At 67.4% G+C, this 17612-nt stretch carries 18 protein-coding genes and 1 pseudogene; 6 read left to right on the top strand and 13 right to left on the bottom strand.

What is annotated here, in order from left to right; translation table 11 throughout:
• The first annotated feature begins 257 nt into the window (after positions 1-257).
• From GXW71_RS08360 to ku (GXW71_RS08350), 3 genes are all read left to right on the top strand, one after another.
• Positions 258-872, top strand: coding sequence for an MFS transporter (locus tag GXW71_RS08360; protein WP_211851990.1), 615 nt, complete (start codon positions 258-260; stop codon positions 870-872).
• Positions 873-1069: 197 nt separating this feature from the next.
• Entirely contained in the window at positions 1070-1831 is a 762-nt protein-coding gene (locus GXW71_RS08355; protein ID WP_211851988.1) for a potassium channel family protein, read from the top strand.
• A gap of 316 nt (positions 1832-2147) precedes the next feature.
• The gene (gene ku / locus GXW71_RS08350; RefSeq protein ID WP_211851986.1) at positions 2148-3065 is read left to right on the top strand and encodes a non-homologous end joining protein Ku; all 918 of its coding nucleotides are present in this window, start codon (positions 2148-2150) and stop codon (positions 3063-3065) included.
• 107 nt (positions 3066-3172) lie between these two features.
• On the opposite strand, the gene ku (GXW71_RS08345) is transcribed toward ku (GXW71_RS08350), so the two are convergent.
• The 5 genes from ku (GXW71_RS08345) to GXW71_RS35380 all read right to left on the bottom strand — a co-directional run bounded on the left by ku (GXW71_RS08345) (position 3173) and on the right by GXW71_RS35380 (position 7293).
• Positions 3173-3979, bottom strand: a complete 807-nt coding sequence (gene ku / locus GXW71_RS08345; RefSeq protein ID WP_211851977.1) for a non-homologous end joining protein Ku — start codon at positions 3977-3979, stop codon at positions 3173-3175.
• 284 nt (positions 3980-4263) lie between these two features.
• A complete protein-coding gene (locus tag GXW71_RS08340) occupies positions 4264-4491 on the bottom strand; it encodes a hypothetical protein (protein ID WP_211851969.1) in 228 nt (75 codons plus the stop codon).
• A gap of 244 nt (positions 4492-4735) precedes the next feature.
• Positions 4736-5572, bottom strand: a complete 837-nt coding sequence (locus GXW71_RS08335; RefSeq protein WP_211851967.1) for a segregation and condensation protein A — start codon at positions 5570-5572, stop codon at positions 4736-4738.
• Positions 5565-6161 carry a hypothetical protein gene (locus GXW71_RS08330; RefSeq protein WP_211851965.1) on the bottom strand — a complete coding sequence of 199 codons (597 nt, stop codon included), beginning with the start codon at positions 6159-6161 and terminating at the stop codon, positions 5565-5567. The genes GXW71_RS08335 and GXW71_RS08330 overlap by 8 nt, the downstream gene beginning before the upstream one ends.
• A 37-nt stretch (positions 6162-6198) precedes the next feature.
• The gene (locus tag GXW71_RS35380; RefSeq protein WP_211851964.1) at positions 6199-7293 is read right to left on the bottom strand and encodes a site-specific integrase; all 1095 of its coding nucleotides are present in this window, start codon (positions 7291-7293) and stop codon (positions 6199-6201) included.
• A gap of 72 nt (positions 7294-7365) precedes the next feature.
• Here GXW71_RS35380 and GXW71_RS08320 point away from each other — a divergent pair, with 72 nt between their 5' ends.
• A complete protein-coding gene (locus tag GXW71_RS08320; protein ID WP_211851963.1) occupies positions 7366-7614 on the top strand; it encodes a ribbon-helix-helix domain-containing protein in 249 nt (82 codons plus the stop codon).
• Positions 7611-7922, top strand: a complete 312-nt coding sequence (locus GXW71_RS08315; RefSeq protein WP_211851962.1) for a type II toxin-antitoxin system RelE/ParE family toxin — start codon at positions 7611-7613, stop codon at positions 7920-7922. Before GXW71_RS08320 ends, GXW71_RS08315 begins: the two co-directional genes overlap by 4 nt.
• Before the next feature lie 788 nt (positions 7923-8710).
• Here the strand turns inward: GXW71_RS08315 and GXW71_RS08310 are convergent.
• The 7 genes and pseudogenes from GXW71_RS08310 to GXW71_RS08280 all read right to left on the bottom strand — a co-directional run bounded on the left by GXW71_RS08310 (position 8711) and on the right by GXW71_RS08280 (position 15663).
• Positions 8711-9229 carry an RES family NAD+ phosphorylase gene (locus GXW71_RS08310; protein WP_211851961.1) on the bottom strand — a complete coding sequence of 173 codons (519 nt, stop codon included), beginning with the start codon at positions 9227-9229 and terminating at the stop codon, positions 8711-8713.
• Positions 9226-9591 carry an antitoxin Xre/MbcA/ParS toxin-binding domain-containing protein gene (locus GXW71_RS08305; protein ID WP_211851960.1) on the bottom strand — a complete coding sequence of 122 codons (366 nt, stop codon included), beginning with the start codon at positions 9589-9591 and terminating at the stop codon, positions 9226-9228. Before GXW71_RS08305 ends, GXW71_RS08310 begins: the two co-directional genes overlap by 4 nt.
• A 125-nt stretch (positions 9592-9716) precedes the next feature.
• Positions 9717-10429: pseudogene (locus GXW71_RS08300) on the bottom strand (IS5 family transposase).
• 451 nt (positions 10430-10880) lie between these two features.
• A complete protein-coding gene (locus GXW71_RS08295) occupies positions 10881-11879 on the bottom strand; it encodes a ParB/RepB/Spo0J family partition protein (RefSeq protein ID WP_211851958.1) in 999 nt (332 codons plus the stop codon).
• A 58-nt stretch (positions 11880-11937) separates the two neighbouring features.
• On the bottom strand, positions 11938-13122 hold the full coding sequence (locus GXW71_RS08290; RefSeq protein WP_211851957.1) for an AAA family ATPase: 1185 nt from the start codon (positions 13120-13122) through the stop codon (positions 11938-11940).
• Between the two features lie 36 nt (positions 13123-13158).
• Positions 13159-14442, bottom strand: coding sequence for a replication protein RepA (locus GXW71_RS08285; RefSeq protein ID WP_211851956.1), 1284 nt, complete (start codon positions 14440-14442; stop codon positions 13159-13161).
• Between the two features lie 621 nt (positions 14443-15063).
• The gene (locus tag GXW71_RS08280) at positions 15064-15663 is read right to left on the bottom strand and encodes a hypothetical protein (RefSeq protein WP_211851955.1); all 600 of its coding nucleotides are present in this window, start codon (positions 15661-15663) and stop codon (positions 15064-15066) included.
• Between the two features lie 1109 nt (positions 15664-16772).
• On the opposite strand from GXW71_RS08280, the gene GXW71_RS08270 reads away from it, so the two are divergent.
• Positions 16773-17081 carry a hypothetical protein gene (locus tag GXW71_RS08270; RefSeq protein WP_211851953.1) on the top strand — a complete coding sequence of 103 codons (309 nt, stop codon included), beginning with the start codon at positions 16773-16775 and terminating at the stop codon, positions 17079-17081.
• A gap of 356 nt (positions 17082-17437) precedes the next feature.
• Here GXW71_RS08270 and GXW71_RS08265 read toward each other — a convergent pair.
• A partial coding sequence (locus tag GXW71_RS08265; protein WP_211852154.1) for a helix-turn-helix domain-containing protein occupies positions 17438-17612 on the bottom strand: 175 nt, incomplete at its 5' end.

Below are 17612 nucleotides of genomic sequence, written 5' to 3'. Positions count from 1 at the left end.
TCACGGAGGACCGCACGGCCCCGTCAGGGGCGTCGCCTCGATGCTAGCAAGGTAATGCTGTTGGACGCGCCTTGCGTCCGCGTAGCGGCTCGCCAGGTCCGGCGGCACGATGCCCGCAGGGTTCGCCAAGGCTGGGCGGCTGCGCCACGGCCGCCCCCCACGTGGAACTTCTGCCCCTCCGATCGGCCGGAAGCTTTCCAGTGTCAGCGGAGGACCGACCACAGTCTGCGGCGCAGAGCGTTCATCAGAACCTGAGGATGGGCTTCGTACTCAGGGGATCGGCCGCGAGTCCCCGCGCTCTGCGAGCGCTGCACCAGAAAGCCTTTCAGCTCGCCTTCATCAGCACCCACCTGCCAGCCTACCTGAGTCTCTGTGGCATGACCGCCAGCGCGGGCGCGATGGCCCTGGCTGTGATCGGGCTGGTCAACATGATCGGCAGTTGGGCCTGCGGCTGGCTGGGCGTGCGCTTCCCCCAGCAGAATGTCCTAGGGTGGATCTACCTGCTGCGCGGCCTCGTCATCCTCGCCTTCTTCCTGGCCCCGAATTCGGAACCGGTGCTCCTCGCAGGGGCCGATGTGACTGGGGACGGTGCCGTTGACGAGTGGGCTGGTGGCGAAGGTGTTCGGCACGCGGCATCTCGGCACGCTCTTCGGCCTATGCTTCCTCAGCCACAGATCGGTTGCTTCCTGGGCACCTGGTCGGGCGGGCTCGTCATCGACATCATCACCGACTCCTACAGGGCAGCCTGGGTAGCCACAGCCATCGCCGGGTTCGTCGCCGCCGCTCTCCATTTCCCGATTGATGACACGCGGGTGCAGGTCGCGCCCGTCGGTGCGGCATCGCAAGGCGCGCCAAGGCCACACGCACGGTGAGCTGTCCTGGCCCTCGGTGCCTCAGGTGGTGGCGAGTTCCAGCGTCCGCGCAATTAGCCACATCGCGTGGTGCGCGCGGAGGCGCCCGGGAGGGCCGCCGCCGCTGGCTGTGCGCAACCAGTGGCGCGTCCTACAGTTCCTACGCGCGGCCCCGGACCGTTGGCGTCTCCGAGGCGGCGATGGGAGGGCGGTACGAGATGAAGGTGCTGCTCCAGGAGCTCTATCAGGGCGATACACCACGGGCACGCCGGTACCGGTACGCCCTGCTGGCCTTCGACCTCGGAACGCTGCTTTTCGTGGTCGGCACCTCCTTCCACCCTCGGTCCGCGGTGCTGGAGGCCGCGGACGCGCTGATCGGCGTCGCACTGCTTGCCGAATTCATCGCCCGTCACGCCGCGAGCCCCACCCCCGGACGCGATCTGCTCCACCCAGTGACGCTCGCGGATGCGGTCGCGATCCTATCCTTCCTGATACCTGTCACCGGCGAGGGGGCGGGTTTCCTGCGGGCGCTGCGGACGCTTCGCGTGCTCCACGGCTACAAGACGCTGGTCCGCCTAAGGGAGGATTTCCGCGCTTTCCGCAGGAACGAGGAGGTGTGGCTCGCCGCGACCAACCTAGTGGTGTTCGTCTTCATTATGAGCGGAATCGTCTACGAGACGCAGCACCGGACGAACCCCCTCATCGGCCACTATGTCGACGCGCTCTACTTCACCGTCACGGCGCTCACCACAACGGGCTTCGGCGACATCACGCTGCCGGGGACCGCTGGGCGGATGCTTTCGGTGGCGATCATGATCTTCGGCGTCACGCTATTCCTCCGCCTCGCGCAAACGATCTTCCGGCCCGCCAAGGTGCGCTTCGAGTGCCCGGCCTGCGGCCTACGGCGCCACGAATCTGACGCGGTGCACTGCAAGGCGTGCGGCACCGTCTTGCACATCCCTGATGAGGGTGAAGCCTAAGCGGACGCGCCGATGCGGTAGGCGGTTGCGGGCGAGCCCTTGGGCGAAGAGCTGGGACCGGCCAGGTCCCCAAGGGGGGGAAGGGGCCGCGTGGTCGCTTCGGATGCCCGGTTGGTCCCCCAACCTCGTGCAATCCTCCAGAAGCCGCGCGCCGAACGGGGCGGTCGCGGTGATGCCCCCCATGCGCCCCGTGGAAGAAGGGATAGCAGGCTCGGCGCGGGCCTAGCTTCACCATGCTGTAACCACCTGCAGACTGCCGCGTTAGCATCGCTTCGGAAGCCGAGCCTGGCCTTGGGCTCCCGACGAGGAGGCACCAATGGCGCTGCGGGCAAACTGGCGTGGCTTCCTGAAGGTCGCCGAGCTGACCTGTCCGGTGGCGCTCTACACGGCGGTTTCGACCTCTGACCGCATCGCCCTTCATACGCTCAACCGGGAGACCGGCCAGCGCGTCCGCCGGCAATTCGTCGACAGCAGCACAGGCGATCCGGTGGAGAGCGATGCCCAGGTGAAGGGATACGAGGTCGCCCAGGGCGAATTCATCGTCCTGGAACCCGAAGAGGTGGCCTCCGCCGTACCCGATTCCGACAAGACGCTATCGGTCCGTGCGTTCCTGGAGTGCGGCGACATCGACGACGTCTACTTCGACCGCCCGTACTACCTGGCGCCCGGTGATCGGAACGCCGTAGATGCCTTCACGCTGATCCGCGAAGGTATGCGGGCGAAAAGTGCTGCGGCACTCGCCACCACCGTCCTCTTCCGCCGCGTCCGCACGCTCCTGATCCGCACCCACGGCGACGGCCTGATCGCGACGACGCTGAATTTTGACTACGAGGTCCGCTCCGCCGTCGACGCCTTCGGCGATGTGCCCGAGCTGAAGATCAAGGGCGAGATGCTCGATCTCGCACGGCACATCATCAAGTCGAAGCTCGGCAAGTTCGACCCGACCGCCTTCGAAGACCGGTACGAGGCGGCCCTGGCGGAGCTGGTGAAAGCCAAACTCGAGGGCCGCCCCATCGAAGCCAAGCGGCCGCCGAAGGCCGCCAACGTCGTGAACCTATTGGACGCGCTGCGCGAGAGCGCGGGCGTGAAGTCGGCGAAGGCCATGGCTACGCCGAAAGGGAAAGCCGCCTCGGCGCCGAAGAAGTCGGCAGCCCGCACGAAGGCTAAGCCAAAAACTGCCGCCGCCCGTAAAGGCTCGGGCGGCAGCACCTCGACTCGTCGGAAGGCGAGCTGACGCCGCGCGGCCCGGCATCCAGAGAAGCGGGAAGCAGCCTCGGCGTCACTCGACGCAAACAGCGCTCGAACTCAGCGGTTTCCTGTCTGGTCGGCCCTCGCCGCGGTCTATCGCCGCTTAGCCTTGCCTTCTTGCGACAGACTCTTCCGCAGTGCATCCATGATGCTGACGACGTTGCCGCCCGAGGGCTCCTCCGTTCGCGGCTTCGCGGCCGGACGCGGGCGCCCCTTCTTCTTCGACGCGATGATCTCCAGCAGGCGCTCCTGCACCGGGTCGCGCACCATGCTGGGATGCCAAGCCTCGGTGCGCTCTTCGATGAGGGTGGCGACCATCTTCTTGAGCGTCGTATCGGGCTGCTCGTCGCCGATGCCGCCGAAATAGGGCTCGGGATCGCGGACCTCATCGCCATAGCGCAGCGTCCACAGGACGATGCCCCGGTCCCGCGGCTCCAGCATCACCGGCCGCTCGCGGCGGTACATCACAAGCCGCGAGATGCCGACCGTCTTGCTGGCCTCCATGGCGTCTCGGATCACGCAGAAGGCCTCCTCGCCCACCGGGTCGTCCGGCGTGAGGTAGTGCGGCTTGTCGTACCAGATCCACTCGACGCTGTCGGAGGGCACGAAGGTCTCGATGTCGATCGTCCGGGTGCTCTCGAGCGCTACCGCGGCCAGTTCGTCATCTTCCAGGAGGACGAACTCATCCTCGCCGTGCTGGTAGCCCCGCACCTCATCGTCGTCGTCGACAGGCTTGCCGCTCTCGGCGTCGACGTACTGGCTGACAACCCGGTTGCCCGTTTCGCGGTTCAGGGTGTGGAAGCGGACCTTTTCGCTATCGGTGGTCGCCGGGGTCATTGCCACCGGGCAGGTGACCAGCGAGAGCTTGAGATATCCCTTCCAGAACGGCTTAGGGGCCATGGCGCAGGTTTCCTAGAGAGCGGACAACGCCTCAACGTGTGAGCGGGCGAAGCGTTCCTCCGGCGTCAGCCACGCCCCCGCCATCTCGGTCGGCATGCCAAGCGGGAGCGAGCAAGCTCTTCGCTGCTGCCGCTAGGCGCCGTCGCCAAATGGCTCGGTGAGGACCGGAGTTTCCGCAACTCGCTCCGGCAGGTTCCTCGGTGGCGCAGGCGCTCGCAAAGGCGCAGAGGCATCTCTCCGCGACCAGCGCCCATGCGTTTTCCCGCCCGGGCTGGGGCACGCCCTCAGCGGCGCCCGCCGGCCACCACCCGCAAGGACAGCGCGGCCATCCGCTCGGTGATCGATGGCTGCTTGGCGGGCAAGGAGGGCATCCACCCCGCCCCCCAAGCCTGGGTCACCCGTGCTGCGAACTCATGGACCATCCGAATCTGCTCGCGCTGCAACTCGGCGAACGACATGCCGTGAACCGCGCCCATCCAGGCGTCGACTCCGCTCAGCCACAGGCTCAGCAAGGGACTTCTCACGGTATCACTCGTTGGAAGGTCCGGCGTCTAACGTGCGCCGTGACGCTTTAGTTCCCTCGCGGTGAGGCGGTTCGGGGCTATCGCGTCTCACAGGTGTCCTACCGGTGGCGAGGAGGGGACCGAGGCGGCGTCGCGCCACCTCCGGGCTGACGATCTGGCCCTCGACGCGACCTTGCGGACGTCGATCATCACGTGATTATGCCGTCCCTTGCCGGGGGCTCAGCGCCGCCTTTCAAGTGCGTGTGGACGCTGCCGCGGGCGACAGGACGATGGGGCCAAAGGCGCACGCCTGCCGCATGCCGACTTGGTCCTGCCTGGCCAGCTCCAACCCAGCCAGAAAGGTGCTCGCGATCGCCGAGCGCGCGCGCAGCGGCGACGCGCCGGCCCGACGCGGCGCAAGCTCGCGGAGTTCGGCGCCGGCCGGATGCGCTTGCAGCCGGCGCACCAGCTGCGCCAGGGCTTCCGGCAGCGACCAGACGTCCGGCGGGATCGGCCGATAGGTGGCGGCCATCTCCTGGTCCCGCTGGGCCCCACTGCCCTCCAGCATCGCCAGCGTCGCCTCCAGGAAGGCGACCTGCAGCTCGGCCTGCGGACGCACCGTCCGCGACCGGCCGCCACGGCCGAACACATCGACGCCGAGCTGCAAGCGCGCGCTGAGCCAATGGGCGGCCGCCCGCATCACCAGCAGCTCGTCCCAGCGCCGGAGATGACGCTCCGCGTCCGCTTCCGCCGCAGCCGCCGCCTCCGGCGTCGCCGGCGCCAGCAGCTGCGCCTTCAGCGCCACCAGGGTGCTAGCCATCACCACCCAGTCGGCGCGCCGCTCCAGCGGCACCCGTCCGGCGTCGGCATCCAGCGCCGCGACGAACTGGTCACAGAGCGATGCCACCGACAGCCGGCCGAGGTCGACCTTCTGCTGCCGCACCATCTCCAGCAGGAAATCCAGCGGCCCCTCGAAGCCGTCGAGGCTCAGCCGCGGCGCGCCTCCGGCCCGCAGCGCGCGGCCCTCCCCTCCCCCGTCATCCCAGTCCGCGGCATCGGCCGCCGCGGCGGATGCCGGGACGTCAGGCATCGCCGGCGCTCGCATAGTCCGGCACCAGGTCGAAGGTCAGGCTCGGCGAGGCGTGGCGCAACCGCAGCAGCGCTTGCCATGGCGACCAATCCGCCGACCAGAACTCCACCCGCATCTCGCCCATCCGCCGGCGCCGCCGGTCCCCCGCGGCGGGGAGCTCCCGGACGTGCCGCAACCCGCGCGTGGTGCCCCAATGCGCCCGGAGCCAGGCCTGCGCCTCCGGCTCGTCCGGGCCCAGCTCCAGGATCAGCGGCGGAATCGGCAGCAGCCGGTGCAGGTCGAAGGGACAGCGGCGATCGGTCGCCATCCGGGCCATCGCCCGCTGCTGGTTGACGGCGACGGCATCGCGCAGGCGCCAGGCCAGGATCCGCGCCCCCTGCAGGCTGATGGCACGCTCGCCGTCCGGCGGCGCCGCCAGGCCCAGGAACCAGTCCTCCTGCATCCGCTCCAGGTCGTAGCGCCACGGGATCACGCCGGAGCCCGCCGCCGCCTCCCGGAAGCTCGCCATCGCCTCGACCGGCCCGCTGACCGTGAGGGTGTTGCGCAGCCAGTCGGTGTGGACCGGTGCCCGCTCTTGCGAGGCGGGCATCAGGGCGGCCGGAGCGGCAGGAGAGGTCATCCGCCGGCTACAGGTCGAGCAGCCGGGCGGGGCTGTCGCGGGTAATCTTGGCGCGGCGCCGGTAGCCCTGGGTGGTGGCGATGCTCTTCTGCCGCGCGTGGTGCATCACCTGCTCGTCCAGCGCGCCCTTCAGATAGGCCTCGGTGATGAAGCCGGCGCGCAGCCCGTGCGGCGACAGCCGTTCGGTCTCGTCGACGGTGATCCGCGCGAGCTCGGCGCGCCGGCGCAGGATCTTCCAGACGCCGTTGCCGGTCAGCCGGTCCTCGAGCTGACCGCCGACTGAGATCCGTCGGAACACCGCGCCGTACTCGATCCGCGCCCGGCGCAGCCACTGCTCCATCGCCCGCACCGGGCAGGTGATCGGGTTAAGGCCGCGGGGGATGCCGATCGTGGCCCCCTCCCCCTCTTGGTCGGCCTTGGCGCGGGGGATGCGGACCGTCATGCCCTCGGTGGTGAAGCGCAGATGCTCGCGGTTGATCGCCACCAGTTCCGAGCGCCGCAGCGCGCCGGCGAAGCCGGCGAGCAGCAGGGCGCGGTCGCGCAGGCCGCGCAGGTCGCTGCCGCAGGCGTTGAGCAGCGCCTTGACCTCGGGCGAGGCCAGCGCCGCGGCGGGCCGCGCGGGCTTGCCCTGGCTCTTCAGGATGCCGCGCATGGTGGCGCTGATCACCGGGTGGCGGGTCTCCCAAGGGTGGCCGGTCCGGCGGTGCTCATGCGCAATCGCGGCGAGCCGGCGCCGCAGGCCGCTGCGGCCGAGCCGGCCGGCGAGGCTCGCGAGATAGCCAGCGACCACTACCGGCGACGCCGGCAGCGCCGCGACGTCGCCGGCGGCGCACCAGGTGGAGAAATCGGCCCAGTCGGCGGCGTAAGCCCGTTTGGTATTGTCGGAGTGCGCTTGGCTGGCGAAACGGGCGGCCTCCGCCACCGCATCGCCGATCGGCCCGCTCAGCAGCCGCCGCACCTCCTCCGGCAGCCCGCCGCCGGCGAGACGGGCGACGCGCACGGCCAGCGCGCCCCCCACGCCGGCGGCACCGGAATGGCCGCCTTCCGTGGTCCGGGCCTCCGGGGAGGGTTGGCCGGCGGCGTCCGAGGATTGCGCGCTCACGCCAAGGCCCCGGCTTGTCGTTTGGCCTTTGCTCGGGCAGTCCCCGCTCCTATTTTATTGGTCATGACCACCGTGACCCTCACCCCCGAGCAGGAGCGCTTCGCCGCGGAAGCCGTGGCGCAAGGCCTGTTCCGCGATCTGAACGAGGTGGTCCGGGCCGGGATCGACCTAGTGCGTCGCGCCCAGGCAGAGCGGGCCGCCTTTATCGCTTCGCTCGAGGCCGCGGAGGCCGAAGGCGAACGGGACGGCTTCCTCGACGCCGAGGACGTGCATGCGGAGATCAGCGCCATGATCGAGGAGATGGCCCGGACGCCGCGGTGACGCGGGCAACGCTGACCCGCCAGGCCCGGCTCGATCTGCAGGCGGCGACCCGACGTATCGGTGCGGACAACCTGAGCGCAGCCTATGCGCTCAACGACGCAGTTCTCGACGCGGCGCGCCGGATCGGCGGGAACCCGGCGATCGGCGCCCACCGCCTGGCGCTGGCCGACCAGCGGTATCGCTTTTGGCCACTCCGCCGCTTCTCCTACCTCCTGGTCTATACCGATCAGGCGGATCCGCCCCGCATCCTGCGCCTCGTGCACATGGCGCGCGACCTGCCGAAGTTGCTGGCCGACCTCCCCGTCTGAGCAGCCGGCCGAAAGCGGCCGCCGCGCCAGCCAGGCCTTCGCGCCCTGAAGCGGCGGAGATCCGCCGTCCTGCGCGCCCGCGCCCGTCGTCCCACCCTCCTGCGCCATCCCCTGCCCTGCGCCCCCTCGCGCCGCGGCGCCACTGGCCGCCCTGGGATTCTGATTCAGGGCAGCAATTGGGGCAACTGCATTCTTCGAGATGACTAGGCACGATAATAGGATATTATCGTGCCTAACCTACCGCAGTACGTGCCGGAAAGGCGGCCGTTCAGGACGTAAACGCGGCACGATCAGGCCCAAGGCAGCCCGCTGCAGCGCCACTCCGAGGCCCTCAGAGGCACTCTTTGCCCAGGAGGCCGTCTGCCGCCCCAAGGAGCCGGAAGCGCCGCGCCATCGCCTGCCGGCGAACACAGGGCCCCAGGCCGCCGGCGCCAAGTCTTTGCACCCTGGCCGGCAGCGGCATGCCCGCGGCGGCGTGTCGACCAGCTTCTGCGCCGCCCCTACTCCTCAGCGCGGCACCAGGCCTGCCGATCGGCAGGCCCGCTGGCTTCGCCCGCATCAGCGGATACGCCGCCCGATCGAGGGCGCTCAGGGCTCGCAGGCCAGGGGGCGCCACCTCCCAAGCGCACGGCGCGGCGGCAGGCCCTGGGAAGCGGCATTCGGAGGAATATGCCCTTCAGGGGGTCGTGTATCCGGCCCAGTGCTGGCCGACCGTATTACCGGCGGCCCTCAACCGCGCGATTGCTGGCCTTGCTCTCCTGGCCCGGCAGCGACTGGTATCGGGCGGCTCAGGACCAGGACCGCTGATCCCTTGGGAGCCGGCCCTCCTCATCAACAACCAGGACGCGATAGGGAAGATTTGGTCCCCACCGCCAGAAGACCACGTTGCGATCGGGAGTGATCGCCCCGGGCGCGAAGCTAGGGACGATGATGGCAGCGGTCCCTGTGCCCATCAGCCTGCGGGCGACCACCCAGCTCCCGGGCTCGACCCCCTGCAACACCAGGTCTTCCCAGGGGCAGGATAGCTCGCTCTCATCGATACCGAGATCAGCGCGGACGCGGGCGTCCGTCAGATCGGCGACCTCGGCGCAATCGACATCGTAAGCGCAGATGGTCAGTGGCTGGGCCTTGAAAGCAAACCCCTGTTGAGCTTCTCGCCAAGCGGTTTCCATGCGCAGGGACGTGTAGAGCGCCGGCACGCCGCGCGGATTGAAGCGGCCGCCATAAAGAGCGGCGCCGTCACCAGAAGCCGGTGAGAAGGCCCATTTCGGATTATGCGCGCGGAAGACAGTACCTTGCAGCCTCACGCAAAGCCGCCGACGGCGATTCGGTCGAGGTAGCGCTTTACAGCCTCAGCCCGGCCTTCCTTCACGAGCGCCTCAGCGGTTTGATCGCCGAATGAAGGCAGTGGCTGCGACCGGTACCAGGCGAAGGCCTGCTGGGGCGAGCCAGCCCACTGACGCACCCGATTGAGGATTTCCACGACGTCTCGGAGGCGGGACTGGGTCGCCGCCGAACGCGCTCTGGTCGCTTTGGACACGGCGTCGCGGGACAGGCCGGCAGCGACAGCCAGCTCGCCGCGGGTAATGTGAAGAAGGCCGCTCAGTCGCTCGACCGCGACTTCCCCCGCCTCACCCGCTGTCTGGGTCAGAAAGGCAATTTCCTGCATCGCCGCGCGCCCCGCTATTTGCCTCGCTTCAGGGCAGAATATGGGGCGGCCGATGCCCAGTTGCAAACCCGCCCTGCCGACGTGCGAAGGCCGGAGTGTGGTGAGCACCTAGGCGGTGTGGACGGTTACCTGAGCCATAGAATGGTGGCGGCGATGGTGACGATGGCGAGGAAGTTGCGGGCGGTCTTTTCGTACCGGGTGGCGACGCGTCGGAACTGCTTGAGCTTGGAGAAGCAGCATTCGATGAGATGGCGCTCTTTGTAGATTTGTCGGTCAAGCGGGTGCTTCTTTGTCCGCGATGGGTTGTTGGGAATGACCGCGATAGCGCCTGCATTGGCGATGGCGGCGCGGAAGTGATCGGCGTCGTAGGCGGTGTCGGCCAGCACGACGGCCGGGCGATCCTCGGCGAGCAGGGCGGCGGCCTGTGGGGCATCGCCACGCTGACCGGCGGTGAGGATGATCCTGGCAGGACAGCCGAGGCCGCGTACCGCAAGGTGGATCTTGGTGCTCAGGCCGCCACGGGATCGGCCAAGGGCCTGATCCTGAGCCCCTTTTTTGCCCCCGCCGCATGCTGGTGAGCCCGCACGATGGTGCTGTCGAGGATCAGGTATTCGAAGTCCGGATCATCGGCCATGGCAGCGAAAACCCGATGCCAGACCCGCTTCGCGCTCCAGCGGCTGAAGCGACGGAAGGCGCTGTTCCAACTCCCGAACACCTCCGGCAGGTCACGCCACGGCGCACCGGTGCGGACAATCCACAGCACCGCCTCGACGAACATCCGGTTATCACGATCGGAACTCCCGCGCGTCCGCTCGTCACCAATGATGTGCAGCGCCATCCGCGCCCACGCCTCATCGCTCAGGATCAACCGATCCAGCACACCCATTCGCCGCCTCCAAAAGGCAGCTTTGAATCACACCATCACCCAACAGGGAATCCCTAGAGTCCACACCTCCTAGGGCTGCTCGCGACAGGCCGCCGGCGCTGGGCGGAACGTCACAGGACGCCGAAAGTGATAGGCCCCCCACGGCGAGGCGCGTGCGTGTTGCCGTGGCGCCTATGGTGCGGCTGAAAGCGGAGGGGAACCTCCCCTGCCCTCCTGGCGACGGGCGTCCTGCCGGCCCTTTGCGTGCGAGGGGCGCTGCCACTGGGCCGGCGAACGCCGAGTCTATCCTCGTCAGCGGCCGCGTGTAGCTAGCCAGTGCACTCCTGCCGCCTTCTACCGCCCCCGTACCGAGATCATCGGTGGTTGGCGCGGGCGTACCAAGATCATCGGTCGGCCGAGAGGGTCAGCCGACCGCGCGATCCAGAAGCTGGCTGAGCGCCTGCAGGATCTGCGCCTTGTCCGTACGGAGCGAGGGGACCGTGATCGCGAGCCCCCCTCCCCTGACCTTCTGGGCGCGCGCCAGGACGGTGCCTTCGCCACCATGGACCACGAGCTCCTTGGGCTGACTTGCCTTTTGGCGCTTTGTCGCGGCGGCGGCCAAGCGGGCCGTCACAGCCGCCGCGGAAATAAGCGCTTCCGAGCGCTGTTCCCGCGCAAGCTGTTCCTGGGCGATGGCGACAGCCTCGGTCACGACGCGCTCACGCGTCAGCGGCACCTTGAGGAGCGGCGCCAGGCGGGCCGCGTGGCTGATCCCAATGACCTTCGAGGTTCCAAAGCTCGCCACCACCTCTGGCGGAAGACGCGCCAGCTCGAGGTAGCGGCTGAGCCAGCTCTTACTGACTTCGAGCCGTTCCACCATGCGTTGCTGGCTGCCGTCGTAATACCGGTCGATGGCGCGGGCGTAGTCGATGGCGCGCTCGTAATCCGTCAGATCCTTGCGGCTGCGGTTCTCGAGATCCGCGAGCCGGAAGGCCTCCTCATCGCTGAGCTCTCGCGGCTCGATAAGGAAGCGAAAATCGGGATAATCGTGGCTCCGGAGCCAGGATACGGTCCAGTGGCGCCGCGCCCCGCAGATAACCTCAAAATCGTGGTCTGGGTCGTTTGCCACCCGACGGACGATCGCGGGCATTTCCTGCTTTCGCTGCGCCCGGAAGCTCTCGATCAGGTCTCCGCAGAGTTCTTCACTGAGGGCTGCGTAATCGCGGTTGTGCCCCTCCCAAATGCGGCATCGCGCAGGGTCAACAAGCTCATGGACCCGGCTCACCGCTGCACCGCCGGCGAGTTCGGCCAGGCGGTTCTCCCGTGCTCCGAGGATACCTGTCCTCGGCGGCAAGCGGCTGGCGGGCCGCGCACCTTCTCCGCCTGCGATCAGATCGCCAAACCCTCTGTTGCCTCGAGCCATGCCCCTATTTCCCCAAACTTTTCAGCGTCTTAGGCGCGAGTTGCAGGCCTGCAACTCGCTAGAGGACCCCCTCCTCCCGCAGCCGCTTCGCGTGACTAGGCCATGTCAGCCGAATGAGCGTCTCGACCTCGGCGTTCACGCCGTTCAGATACGTTAATCCGCGCTGATAGGTCTCGCGGGACGTCACCGGCTGCTCAAGATCATACACCGACATCAGGCGCGCCGAGGCGTTGTCGATTTCGGCGCTGTCCTTGAGCACGGTCCGCAGCATGGTATCGCCGAAGACATTTCGCATCATGTTCAGGAGCTCGCGCTGCATCGATTTCTGTTCGTCGGCCCGGGTTGCCACCACCCGCAGCCAGCGCAAGTCGACCGGGAGCCCCCTCTCCTGCAGCACTCCCATGGTCTCATGCAGCATGGCCAGGAAAGCTGTCGTCGAGGTGAAGTCCATAACCGTTGGCGGGATCGGCACCAGCAAGGCGTTGGCGGCGCGCATGGCCGATAGTGAGATGGTGCCGAGCGCCGGTGGCGGGTCCAGGATCACGACGTCGAAGTGGTCCGCGATCGAGGCGATGCCTTCGGACAGCCGGTTCAAGAGCGTCGCTTCCGCTCGGGCAATGCGCGCCGCAAGTTCATACTCGGCCGAGTACAGGCGCAGATTCGCCGGGATGAGATAGAGCCCGTCCCAGTGGGTCGGACGAACCGCATATGCGAGGCTCGTCATCTCGGCATTGCGGATGAACGGATAGAGAGTGTCCTCCTCGGCAATATCGAGGTCCGGCACATAGCCGAGCAAGGTCGTCGACGACCCTTGGCTGTCGCAGTCGATCAGGCAAACCCGATAGCCCTGGATGGCGAGGTACTCAGCCAGGTGAATCGAAACCGTCGATTTGCCGACGCCGCCCTTGAAATTCTGGACAGCGATGACCGCCAGCGGATCTTCCGTCGTCCGCCAAGGCCGCGTCCCAAACACCTCCCGCATATGGTTGATCTCGGCGAGGGTGTAGCCAACCCGTCGTCCCGATACCGTGCGCTCGACGGTGGGAAGCCGCCCGTCCTTCTCCGCCTCGCGGATGGCCGCGGCAGTGCGCCCCACCAGTTCGGAGACCTTTGTAATCGGGAACCGGGGCGCCTGCCGCACCTGGCCGTCTGCTGCCCGGGCGCTGTTTCGCAGGGAGCCCAGGACATCAAGCGAGCGCTCGTACAGCCGCTCGATCACGTGAATCGGATTCAAGGCGTCCATGCTGGAGCCCTCTCATAACCAGGGGTTCGAAGGGAGTTAGCGGGGACGGACTGCGACCGTCACCACGCCGTTCACTCGCTGCTCGGCACCGGCGCCGCGCAGCTCAGATTCGAAATGTTGGCGAAGCCAGTTCGCCACAAACGGGGTGGGCGCGAGCAGAACCCACTCCCCGTCGACCTCGGCAAACGAACAATCCGCCAACCACATCCGGGCCATCGCCGGATCCAGCCGCGAGCGGAGCGCCTTCATAAGCCCCGTCGCGGTGTCGGGCGTAGTCGCGGCCACAGGCGTACCATCAGCATCGGTCGTCTTCGGTGCCGTCTCGGGCGCTGCGACGAGCTTAAAGCCGGGGGTCAATGTCCGCTGCAGCGGGGCAGGGGAGGCGTGGAGGCGAATCATCGCCGTGTCGAATTCGGCTCGGGCCTCCGGGTAGACGCCTGACACCTGACGTTCCCACGCGTCGCGGACAGTCTGACGGAACTTTCGAATATTCGAACCTTCGTTTCCGAAATGGGCCGCCAGCTGCTGCCAACTCAGAACGGCCGGGCGCTTGCCGCTAATGCGGGGCAGGCGATAAGCCAGCCAAGTATACAGATCGAGAGCCGTGGCGGACTCGCGAAGCTGGCGAATCGCATTCTCGTTGAGCGGCACCGCATGTTGCCGAAGATGCTCGAAGAAGCCATCGGTCAGGATGATCTCGCGCATGAACGCCCCATTGCGTGCGTCACTGCCGACATATTCGCTGGTCAGCTTGATCTCTTTGATGCCGAACTCTTTCGTGCCTCGCGCGTCTTCGCCGTCCCAACGGATCATCCATTCGCACGCAAGAAGCCGGTCCAGCTGCTGACGGATCAACGTCGCGGAACCGCGTGGTCCGTAGCTCACCGTTCGAAAGCCCATCCGCCGCATCCAGTCGGTGAAGGATGTGCCGAGCAGGATCTGACGGGATTTCGTACGGACAGCCTCGGTCATCACATGGATCAGGATGAGCCGGGGCAGGGAGCCGTACGGAACCCCAAGCACCTCGAGCCGCTGCTTCCCGTCGACCGGTCGGAGGATTGGCTTCGGTGTGATCGCCAGGGTGTATTGCCCATCCTGGCGGATGATGGGCGCGCAATCGTCTGCAGGCCGCCGCACGGGAAGCGACATCGCGCAAAGCGCAGAGTGCAAGAAGCTTGGGCTGGGCTCCTCGGCCGCTACGGCGTTGATCCGATCGAAGAGGTCGGGCTGCCCCGCCTCCCGGGCCAGTGCCACAGCTGCATCGCGGCCCTGCGTGACCAGAACAGCGTGAATACGTTGGCCCAACGGCGGTTCGCGCATCGCTGGCACTACCTCGCGACTCGGCAACGGTGCTTGCCTGCCGTCGAATAGCACAAGCTGGTGCTCAGTCGAGCAGTTTTTAAAAATGCGGCGGTTGGCGCCCGGAAATCGCAAATCTACCGATGCAAAAGGTACGCTTCGCAGGCGCCGCTTAGGACTCACATTCGGAAAAGAGTCTTAGGTATGCGTACCAACATCATCGTTTGCAGCTCGAGTCCCGTACCGAGGCCATCGGCGAGACTCGGATTCCATGTTCCAACATCATCGGTCCGCCGTACCGACATCATCGGGCGTCCTTGGGCGTACCGAGATCATCGGTTCGACTCGGCGGGCCGATCTGATGTCGCACCATCACCGCCATATCCAGACGCGGCAACGGCCGAGAGGGGAGGGGAGGGGGGCTGTCGATCCGTAAGCCACGCAACGCCTGCCCACCCCCGGAGCATCTCCTGGCCCCTCGCGGGACAGGTGCCCTCGGCGCTTCCGCCTGGCGTGCGCAGCTGCAATGTCCGCACCACCACGTTCCGACGCACCGCCCTGCAGCCTTCGCGCGGCAACGACCCGGTCAGCGCGCCAGGTGCGGTGTTCGAAGCCGCTTTCGCCCAGCATCGTTCAGCCGGGCTATGCTGCCCGGCGGCCTCTGCGCGGCTTGGCCGGCGGAGGCTCACTCTGCAGCAGGGTGAGCTGCACCGTCGGTGTGACGGCTGGCGAGGCTCGCTCGACCTGAAGCGGAACGCTCCAGGCGCATTCCACGCGGCCGCCTTCGCCTCGAAGGGCGAGAAACACGACACGCGACGCTTGGCCGCGTTCGTCTGTTTCAACAGCGAGCCGGAAGAGCAGTCCTTCCGCGGCCTCGTCGCCGTGGAAGGCCAGCGACAATTGCTGGGCCTCGGCTTCCTGCTGCCTCAGGGTGCGATCGGTCGGTTCGTCGGCGGGGCCGCGGTAAAATCGGACGGGCACGCCCTCGATCAGGAAGATGAAGTTGTTCGAGTGATCGAGAACCCGCAACCAGTTATGGGCGCCGCGCTCGGCGAGCCGAGTGATGCGGTTCTTGGCGAAGGCATAGGCCCGGCAGCCGATCGACCACGCATCATCCCCCAACGCCCAAGCAGCATTGCCCAGGGCATCGCGACGCGCAGCCCAGAGGAGGCGCGACACCGTCACCAAGCGCTCGGCGGTCAGCGCCGGATGCAGGTCCCAGGGATATTTGTCGTCGGCCATCGCGCCCACTCCGCGTCGGAATCATCTGCCGAGTCTAGATATTGTGCGGAATCGCACCCGTCGGCGCAAGATCTATTGGATGCGAGCCGCGCTGCGTCCTCTGTGGGCCGCGAGTACCGGGTCGGACCGCGCCGTCCGCGAAGCGGGTAACGAACTCTAGGAGACCGGCGCACGACCGATCTGCCAAGATAGAGGCTGTGCGCGCAGGCGAAGCCTGAGACAGCGGGCTGGAAGCTCAGCCGAGCTGACGTGACCCGGTTCCGCCGCCACGTTGGCTTCCAGCGGCGTGATCCAGAACCTGCGAGGCCTCCCCCTCGGCGCGATCGGTGCCCTCGAGTCCCGCCTACGGGATAGAAGCGCCTCGCCCTTCAACGCTGCGACGCTGGAGAACCATCGCTTCTTGCGGGCACGACGGTACTTGGCGCAATCGCCTGGCTGCGATCCAATCTGACCTTGTACCGTTTCCTATGCCCAGAATGCCGGTGCAACTCGTCTGGCCGGAGGGCGCGCGACAGAGTCTGCCCGCTGGGCGGGCAGGTGGTTCGCAGTCCCTCGTCGGTCGAGGGTTGGTCCTGCTTCCCGGGAGCAGTCATGAGCCGGGAAATGAACTCCTCATCCACCGCCGCGGTGATCTTGGGGCCTCGCAACCACACACCTTCGCCGCCATCAGCTGGCTTGATGAAAACTACTCCGAGCTCTTCGAGTGCTGAGCGGACGCGGGCAAGGGCAGACAACCTAAGATGGCACCCGCCGTTCTCGATGCTGTGGACCGTAGCGGGCGAAACGCCAGATAACTCCGCCAGTTGTTTCCGCCCGAGGTTTAACAGGCCTCTCGCGCCACGGCACTGAGCTGCCGATATTCCGAGTCTTCGCGAAGCTGCGACGCTGGGTGATACCTGCCTAGAAAGCTCGTCCACGCCGGATTCCTTCACTGCGTGCACATGTCCATTGCCGTGAAGTGAGCGCTGGAACTGGGGGATGCAGCGGCGCGTCATCACATTTGTATGACGTAACGTCATGGCCTGTGTGCGGCCAACCATCCGATTGCCATGCCTGTTCGCTCTCGGCAGCCGCAGAGAAGCAGACGCATCGGCGGTCGTGGTTGATCGGTGGCAATCGGACGCAGCCACATCGAAGAGGGGACGCTTGCGTTGATGAGGGTCAGAAAAGTGGTTGCGCCGATCGACGGCGCGGTCACGCTGCGGGTCTGGGTTGATGATGCCGGCCGGCGGGTAGGGGAGGTCCTCGTGCCCTCATTGGCGGTGCCTGGTGCCGTTCTAAATCTCACCGCGCCCGAGCCCGTCGATGTGCGTTCCGCAGCAGCGACGGCCCTCGAAGCGGCAACGCGTCGCGGGTTGGATCTCGCTGTCGCCGATCCTGACGGTCTCTGGGACAGGGTTGCTGGCAGCGGCGAGTAGCGCTGCCGCGTGCGTGTGCGCTGCGAGGGTGAATCCCGAGCAGCCATCGCTGCAATCCGAATTGTGCGGTTCCACAGCATCACAGCCAACGGGTCTGGGCCGCTCGCTCCCGGTCCTCGGCGCAGCCCACTTCGCGCTGCTCCAACTGGCCACACCGGCGCGGCAATGCTGCCTACAGCTCTAGCTCCCGTGCGGTGGTCTTCCGAGACCAGCCGGCGCGTTTCGGTGTGAGAGGCAAAGCAATGGCCGACGCCCCGCCAGACCGGTGGCTCCAGCCGGCGGCGCGCCGGACAGCAAAAGCCCGCCCGGAGCGATCCGGGCGGGCTTTCCCTGTATCCCCCTGTAGGCGTGCGGCGTCAGGCGGCGCGGGCGACGTCCGGCGCGGCGGCGACGATGGTGCGCGGCGCGGTGGCCGGCGCCTCGGCGGTCTCGCGGAGCACATAGCCGCGGCCCCAGACGGTGGCGATGGCGCCGCTGAACCCGGCCTCGGCCAGCTTGCGGCGGAGCTTGCAGATGAAGACGTCGATGATC

Origin of the sequence: Plastoroseomonas hellenica, assembly GCF_018129085.1 — a bacterium.
GTDB classification, from domain to species: Bacteria; Pseudomonadota; Alphaproteobacteria; order Acetobacterales; family Acetobacteraceae; genus Plastoroseomonas; species Plastoroseomonas hellenica.
This window is presented reverse-complemented; position numbering and strand designations above follow the sequence as displayed.

What these genes read in the sequence shown, in the direction of transcription:
- GXW71_RS08285 (WP_211851956.1), bottom strand. Translation starts at nt 14,442, where the DNA reads ATGCGCGAACCGCCGTTGGGCCAACGTATTCACGCTGTTCTGGTCACG.
- ku (WP_211851977.1), bottom strand. Translation starts at nt 3,979, where the DNA reads ATGGCCCCTAAGCCGTTCTGGAAGGGATATCTCAAGCTCTCGCTGGTC.
- GXW71_RS08280 (WP_211851955.1), bottom strand. Translation starts at nt 15,663, where the DNA reads ATGGCCGACGACAAATATCCCTGGGACCTGCATCCGGCGCTGACCGCC.
- GXW71_RS08290 (WP_211851957.1), bottom strand. Translation starts at nt 13,122, where the DNA reads ATGGACGCCTTGAATCCGATTCACGTGATCGAGCGGCTGTACGAGCGC.
- GXW71_RS08295 (WP_211851958.1), bottom strand. Translation starts at nt 11,879, where the DNA reads ATGGCTCGAGGCAACAGAGGGTTTGGCGATCTGATCGCAGGCGGAGAA.
- GXW71_RS08305 (WP_211851960.1), bottom strand. Translation starts at nt 9,591, where the DNA reads ATGCAGGAAATTGCCTTTCTGACCCAGACAGCGGGTGAGGCGGGGGAA.
- GXW71_RS08335 (WP_211851967.1), bottom strand. Translation starts at nt 5,572, where the DNA reads ATGCCTGACGTCCCGGCATCCGCCGCGGCGGCCGATGCCGCGGACTGG.
- ku (WP_211851986.1), top strand. Translation starts at nt 2,148, where the DNA reads ATGGCGCTGCGGGCAAACTGGCGTGGCTTCCTGAAGGTCGCCGAGCTG.
- GXW71_RS08330 (WP_211851965.1), bottom strand. Translation starts at nt 6,161, where the DNA reads ATGCCCGCCTCGCAAGAGCGGGCACCGGTCCACACCGACTGGCTGCGC.
- GXW71_RS08355 (WP_211851988.1), top strand. Translation starts at nt 1,070, where the DNA reads ATGAAGGTGCTGCTCCAGGAGCTCTATCAGGGCGATACACCACGGGCA.
- GXW71_RS08360 (WP_211851990.1), top strand. Translation starts at nt 258, where the DNA reads ATGGGCTTCGTACTCAGGGGATCGGCCGCGAGTCCCCGCGCTCTGCGA.